This window comes from Synechococcus sp. J7-Johnson (assembly GCF_024345795.1).
GTDB lineage: Bacteria > Cyanobacteriota > Cyanobacteriia > PCC-6307 > Cyanobiaceae > Regnicoccus_A.
This window is the reverse complement of sequence record NZ_JAGQBU010000060.1, coordinates 1-6,185: the sequence shown is the minus strand read 5'-3', so window position 1 is coordinate 6,185 and position 6,185 is coordinate 1. Positions and strand designations below refer to the sequence as shown.

The 6,185-nt window shown below is 64.3% G+C and carries 7 protein-coding genes; 3 read left to right on the top strand and 4 right to left on the bottom strand.

Features of this window, described 5'->3' with window-relative positions; genetic code table 11:
• Nucleotides 1–222 precede the first annotated feature (222 nt).
• Nucleotides 223–1,314, top strand: coding sequence for a helix-turn-helix domain-containing protein (locus tag KBY93_RS15800; protein ID WP_255095374.1), 1,092 nt, complete (start codon nucleotides 223–225; stop codon nucleotides 1,312–1,314).
• A 57-nt stretch (nucleotides 1,315–1,371) separates the two neighbouring features.
• Here the strand turns inward: KBY93_RS15800 and KBY93_RS15795 are convergent, their stop codons facing one another.
• The gene (locus KBY93_RS15795) at nucleotides 1,372–2,232 is read right to left on the bottom strand and encodes a dienelactone hydrolase family protein (RefSeq protein WP_255095373.1); all 861 of its coding nucleotides are present in this window, start codon (nucleotides 2,230–2,232) and stop codon (nucleotides 1,372–1,374) included.
• Between the two features lie 226 nt (nucleotides 2,233–2,458).
• Here KBY93_RS15795 and KBY93_RS15790 point away from each other — a divergent pair, with 226 nt between their 5' ends.
• On the top strand, nucleotides 2,459–4,132 hold the full coding sequence (locus KBY93_RS15790; RefSeq protein ID WP_255095372.1) for a mechanosensitive ion channel family protein: 1,674 nt from the start codon (nucleotides 2,459–2,461) through the stop codon (nucleotides 4,130–4,132).
• A 101-nt stretch (nucleotides 4,133–4,233) separates the two neighbouring features.
• On the opposite strand, the gene KBY93_RS15785 is transcribed toward KBY93_RS15790, so the two are convergent.
• The 3 genes from KBY93_RS15785 to KBY93_RS15775 all read right to left on the bottom strand — a co-directional run bounded on the left by KBY93_RS15785 (nucleotide 4,234) and on the right by KBY93_RS15775 (nucleotide 5,690).
• A complete protein-coding gene (locus KBY93_RS15785; RefSeq protein ID WP_255095371.1) occupies nucleotides 4,234–4,404 on the bottom strand; it encodes a hypothetical protein in 171 nt (56 codons plus the stop codon).
• Between the two features lie 46 nt (nucleotides 4,405–4,450).
• Nucleotides 4,451–5,167 carry a GAF domain-containing protein gene (locus tag KBY93_RS15780; RefSeq protein WP_255095370.1) on the bottom strand — a complete coding sequence of 239 codons (717 nt, stop codon included), beginning with the start codon at nucleotides 5,165–5,167 and terminating at the stop codon, nucleotides 4,451–4,453.
• Between the two features lie 115 nt (nucleotides 5,168–5,282).
• Entirely contained in the window at nucleotides 5,283–5,690 is a 408-nt protein-coding gene (locus KBY93_RS15775; protein ID WP_255095369.1) for a VOC family protein, read from the bottom strand.
• A 102-nt stretch (nucleotides 5,691–5,792) separates the two neighbouring features.
• Between KBY93_RS15775 and KBY93_RS15770 the strand changes: the two genes are divergently transcribed.
• Nucleotides 5,793–6,038 (top strand): hypothetical protein, encoded by a 246-nt coding sequence (locus tag KBY93_RS15770; RefSeq protein ID WP_255095368.1) that lies wholly within the window; start codon nucleotides 5,793–5,795, stop codon nucleotides 6,036–6,038.
• The last annotated feature ends 147 nt before the right edge of the window (nucleotides 6,039–6,185 follow it).

The following is a 6,185-nucleotide window of genomic DNA, read 5'->3' as shown; positions in this document are numbered from 1 at the left end:
CGACTGGCTGGATTTCAGTCGATTCGAGCCGGAATGCAGGCCGTAACTCACGACATCACGGCGCTACTGGCGATGGCGACGAGGAAGCCAGAACCAAGCTCGAGTTAAGACTTTGAATCAGCCCTGGCGGCACCGGGGTAGGTGGAGGTGGCCGCCTCGGCGCCGGAGGCCCAGATCGTCAATGCTTTCTGCCAGGTGGCCTACGGTCCATCTCTGTGAACCATGCCCCACGGCTCGGTGCGACAGGTGAACTCTCCTGCCCCCCATCCGGATCCGGCTACGGCAGCGCCACTGGCACTGTTCGAGGCGCTCGCAGTCGAAATCAGGGATCCGGATGAACTGGAGCAACGCGTCGCCCGCAACCTGCCCCTCAAGGCTTGTCTGGAGCGCCAGCAGGCAGGCGGGCTCCTCCACCGCAGCGGCGTGTTTGCCCTGGAAAGCCTGCGGGTGTCCTGCAGCGACCACTCACCGCTGCAGATCGACTTCGATGACTGCCAGTTCGCCACGCTGGCGCTGCCGATAGCTGGCTCCGCCCAGATACGGATCGACGGACACGAGCTGGTGCTGAACGCCGAACCGATGGCCGCCTTCCTGCCCGGCAGCGCCTTTCGGGCCTGCACGGACCAGTTCTCTGAAGTGATGATCACTCTCGATCCCCGGCGACTGGCGGAGACCGCGGCCGCCATCGCCGGGGACCAGCGCGACGCCAACGACCTGAGAGGCCGTTTCGAAAGTCCGAGTCTGCTGAGTGGTGGCTCCTCCGCCAGCCAGGCGGAGCTGCTCAGGAGTCTTTGGCTGGCCCTCGGCCTGCTGGATTCCCCCGTGATCCCAGCGGTCGGCGGGGCCGTCCACCAGCACGGCCTCGAGGATCTCCTGTACCGGATCATGGCGGCGATGCTCTGCCCGGAGCTGATCGGCCAGGGGGTGAGCCCGGCGATCACCAGGACATCCCCCTACCGCGAGACGGTCTTCAACGAGTTGCTCGAGTGGATCCGCGCCCATCTGCACGAGCCGATCACGCTGACCCTGATGAGCCGCCGCAGCGCCTACTCCACGCGCAACCTCCACTATGTGTTTCAACGCCGCTTCGGCTGCACTCCGATGCAATGGGTGCGGGAGCAGCGGCTCGCTGCCGTTCACTCCGCCCTGCAGCGGGCCGAAGCGGAGGAGCAGGTGTCGGGCATTGCCGCCCGCTACGGCTTCCAGCAGATGTCGTCGTTCTCGAAAAATTTCCAGCGCCGCTATGGCGTCACCCCTTCAACGGTGCTGCGCCGTTCGCGCCTGGAGCGAGAAAGCCGGCCTGGGTTGCCATAGCGGACTTGGTCGGCCTTGGGGTCAAAACCGGGGGAACACCACTCAACACCCAGGTCTTCAGGCCACGCCATTGGCTTTGAACCATGCCAGAAGTCGACTCCAGCCGTCGGCAGCAGCTTCCGGCCGGTACGTGGGGCGGTAATCGGCATGAAAGCCATGGGGAGCCTCCGGATAGATGACGATCTCGCTGCGACCTCCTCCCGCCATCAGGGCTGCTTGCATCTGCTCCACAGTCTCGAGCGGGATGCCATCGTCCAGGCCGCCATACAAGCCCAGCACCGGAGCCTTGATCCTGGCCACCAGATCCAGCGGAGAGGAGGGCTGCTCAGGTGAGCTCACCCCAACCAGTCGCCCGTACCAGGCCACACCGGCTTTAAGGCTCGGGTTGTGGGCGGCGTAGAGCCAGGTGATCCGTCCACCCCAGCAGAAGCCGGTGATGCCGAGTTTTCCGCTGTCTCCTCCTCTCGCACGCCCCGCCCAGGCAACAGTGGCATCGAGGTCGCTCATCACCTGGGCGTCGGGCACCTTGGCAACCACAGGCAGAATCGAAGCGATATCAGGCAGCTTGGTGACATCCCCCTGGCGCTCGAACAGGCTCGGAGCGATGGCCAGATAGCCGAGTCGCGCCAACCGCCTGCACACATCCTGGATGTGGGCATGTACCCCGAAGATCTCCTGCACCACTAGCACCACCGGTAAGTTCGTGCCTGTGGCTGGTCTGGCGCGGTAGGCAGGAATTGTGCCTCCTTCCACAGGGATGCTCACGAAACCTGCTGTCAGTCCATCTTCATCAGTGGTGATCGTGGCCGCTGAGATCGGGCGCACGGCCACAGCAAAGCCAGCGGCGAGGGTGCCCAGCAGCAGCTCGCGGCGGCGGATGCCCTGGGGGCCGGCTGGATCGGATGGGGTCTTGGCCATGTGGAGGGGATACCGGTTCACTCAGAACGCCATTCTGTTGCGCTCCTCAAACTGGATCAAACAGGATGGGTCCTACTTCCCCCCTACAAGTCCAACCTGGGCTGCCGCAGTGTCGAGAAAGCCGCGTGCTGAGCACGCCTGACGGTCCCCCAGCAATTTTGTGCCTACCTTGAAGCCATCACGACGCTCTGTTGAGAGTTTCCCGCGGACCCAGGGGAACCAGCCGATGATTCCGAACCATCCGGTCAGCTCAACCAGGACACGCCGGCACAGGTTCTGGCGTGATCAGCTCCGGCGGTTTGTGGTCTGGAACGCTGCACTGCTGGTGGCGATTGCGCTCAGCCTTCCCGCCGTTCAGTCGCAGCCGGCGGCTGTGGAGACCGCCTCCGCACAGGTGAACGTGGACGGCAGAGAGCTGTTCCGCGCCTTGAGCTCCAAGGACTTCAGCGCTGAGCAGAGGGTGGAAGCTGCCAACGCGCGGCTCCAGAACGCCGCCCAGGGCTCTGGCCCGGCCGAGATCCAGGTAGTGGAGCGCAACGGCCTGCCGGTGATCACCCTCAATGACAAGCAATTGCTGACGGTGACCCGGCGCGATGCTCCCGAGGGGGTAAGCCTTCAGGAGCAGGCGGAATCCTGGCGGCGCAGCCTGGAGGTTGCCATTGAGCGCGGCCGGCGTGAGCGGCAGCCCTCGCACATCCGCTGGCTGCTGCTGCGCTCAATCGCGCTGCTGCTTGCTGCAGTTCTGGGGCAACGAGTGCTCGGGGCGATCTTCCGGCGGGTGTTCGCTAGGGCCTGGGCAAAGGCACCGGACGGGGGGATGAACCAGGGCGTGCCCGGCAGCGGCTTCCTGCCACGAGCCCTGCTGCGCAGCCTGCAGGTTGCGGTCTGGATCGCCGTTGCCGCCTCGATCACCCAGGCAGTACCGGTCACGCGAATGGCACTGCAACGGCTTCGCGGCGCCCTATCCGACAGCCTCGCCTCCCCCTTCCTGCCGCTGGGGGAGCGGAGCTACTCGGTGCTGGATGTGATCGTGCTTCTGGCGCTGTTCCTCGCCCTGGCCAGGTGTCTGGGGGTGCTGCGACAGCTGCTGCGCACACGCGTTCTGCCATACACGGGCCTGGACAAAGGCTCCCAGGTAGCGATCGCTTTCGTCGTGCAGTACGCCCTGCTGTGCATCGGTGCGTTGGTGCTGCTGCAGCTTTGGGGGCTGGATCTGAGCTCGCTGACCTTGTTCGCCAGTGTGTTCGGCGTAGCCCTCGGCCTGGGCCTGCAGGGAATCACCAAGAACTTCATCAGTGGCCTGATCATTATCTTCGAGCGCCCGATTCAAGTGGGCGATTTCGTGGAAGTTGGTGAGCTCCAGGGCACGGTGCAGCGCATCAGCCTTCGCTGCACCGAAGTGATGACGCTGGATCACATCTCAATCATCGTTCCAAATGCTGAATTCCTCGAGTCCCAGGTCGTGAACTGGAGCCACGGCAGTCCTATTTCTCGGCTGACACTCCCCATCGGCGTTGCCTACGGCTCTGATTGCGAAGCGGTTCGCACCGCGCTGGTGGATGCCTGCCAGAACGATCCGGCCATCCTGCCGGAACCCCCGCCGCGGGTATTTTTCACGGGCTTTGGCGATAGCGCCCTGAACTTCAAATTACTGGTGTGGATCAACCAGCCGATGCGGCAGTACGAGATCATCAGTGATCTCAATTTCCGCATCGAAGCGGTGCTGCGCGAACGCAGGATCAGCATCCCCTTCCCGCAGCGGGATTTACATCTGCGCAACGGAAGCCTGCAGCTCAGCTTGCCCCCTGAACTCAGCAAGGAGCTGACTGACTTGCTAGCCGGCCGCGACCGTTCCACGAGGGTGGCAGCCCCGGATCATGAGCAGCAGACCAAGGACTGAGCTCCCGCGCCGGCGGCGCTTGCAATCGACGATGTAGCTCACTGGTTCCTTGCGCCAGTCGAACGTGACTATTTGCACTGACTTCAGCTCCACTCTTTTAGTCAGCGGCCAAGAGGATCAGGCGTGACCCAGTCATCGATGAAAGTCTTGGCGTGCGGATCGGCGGCGATGTAATCGGCCACGATTTTGCGCTGGGCCCGAATCCGTGCCCGCATAGCCTCCATGGCGCTCACCGAACTGCTCACCTGGCGCTGGCACCTGAGATCAGCCATAGGGCTCCTCCTCGCCAGCCTGATTTGCCCAGGCGTCAGGGTTGGGCTAGGAGCCGGCGCCTTGCTTTCGCCACTCCTCGGCCACCTCAGGGAAGTGCTTTTCGATGCAGGCTTCGCACACCCCATGGGTGAAGGCCACCTCGGCGTGCTCTTTGATGAAAGCCTCCACGCTCGACCAGTAGCCGGCGTCATTGCGGATCGCCTTGCAATAGGAACAGATCGGGACGAGCCCCTCGATCAGGTTGATCGTCTCCAGGGCCGTAGCCAGCCGGGCGGACACCCGCCGCAGCTCCAGCTGGGTCACGACCTGGCGGGCAAGCCCCTCCATGGCATGGATCTGGGCGGCGTTCAGCGCCCTCGGCTTGTGGTCGATCACGCAGAGGGTCCCCAGCGGCAGGCCTTCCGGCGTCAGCAACGGAACGCCCGCATAGAAGCGGATGTTCGGCTCAGAGGTCACCAGCGGATTGGCGGCGAAGCGCGCATCGAGGTGGGTGTCCTGGATCAGCAGGATCTCCTTCTCAAGGATGGCGTGGGCGCAGAAGGAGACGTCCCGGCTGGTTTCGGTCGCTTCCAGGCCGAGCTTCGATTTGAACCACTGACGGTCAGCGTCAACCAGGCTGATCAGGGCGATGGGCACCTCGCAGATGTACGCCGCCAGTGCAGTCAGATCGTCGTAGGCCCGCTCGGGCGGTGTGTCGAGGATGCGGTAGTCGCGAAGGGCCTCAAGCCGCTCTTCCTCTCGCTCGCTCACTGACGCCTTCATGGGCATGAAACCGGAGGATCTCGACGTCCTTTGGCCTCATTGTCGGGGCCGCTCCCTCGGCTCAGGAGCGGCGTCACGATTCCTCACCCCTCCTGTACCTCGAACGGGCATCGCGTCAGAGCCGCTGGTGCAGTTCGATCACGTTGCGGTCGGGATCCCGCAGGAACAGGCCGCGGGCCTGGCCGCCGAAGTCCACCGGCCCGGCACTCGGCTCCAGACCCGCGCCCCGCAGCTCCTTGATCGCGGTGTCCAGGTCGTTGCAGAGCAGGGCGAAGTGGGTGATGCCCGCCGGTTTTTCCGGGCCGTCCATCAGGACGTTGGCCTCAGAGGCCGTGGGCGCATTGAGGATCAGATTGATTTCCACGCCGCTGGGGTGGCTGAGGATCGCGACCGGTTCCGGCCCGATCGGCCCGGCCACGAACTGGAAGCCGGGCAAGGCGTAAAAGGCCGCCGATCGCTCCATGTCGTGAACGCGGATACCTATGTGTGCCAGACCGCCGATGCCGGAGAGCGTCTGTGGCATGCCGTCGTCTGTTCGCAGTGGAGAGGAACCATCCTGCAGCCGCACTGCTCAGTCAGCACTGCACAGACCGATCGATCCCACCAAACTGAGGTCACAGAACCAATGGCCACCTCCTTGCCGATCAGCAGCAGCAACCAGCCACGGCGTTACCGCCTGGTGGATCACCACGGCCAACCCCACCTCGAGCTCGATGAGCACTTCGAGTCGATCGATGAGGCCTGGGACTTCGCCACCCACTGGTGGCAGCAGCGACAGCCCACTGGCGAACCGGCCAGCCTGGTTGGCCTTGGCCTGGAGGTGAGCACCGAGAGCGGCGGCTGGCGCACCCTTCGCCATTCGCAGGGCTGAACCCTGCAAAGGTGAGTCCACAGGCCAGTCCGCAGCCCACGGAGGTGCTGGCGGGATCGATCGAGCGCGTCACCTTCCATAACCCCGATAACGGCTTCTGCGTGCTGCGCATCAAGGCGCGCGGTCATCGCGACCTGGTGACGGTGG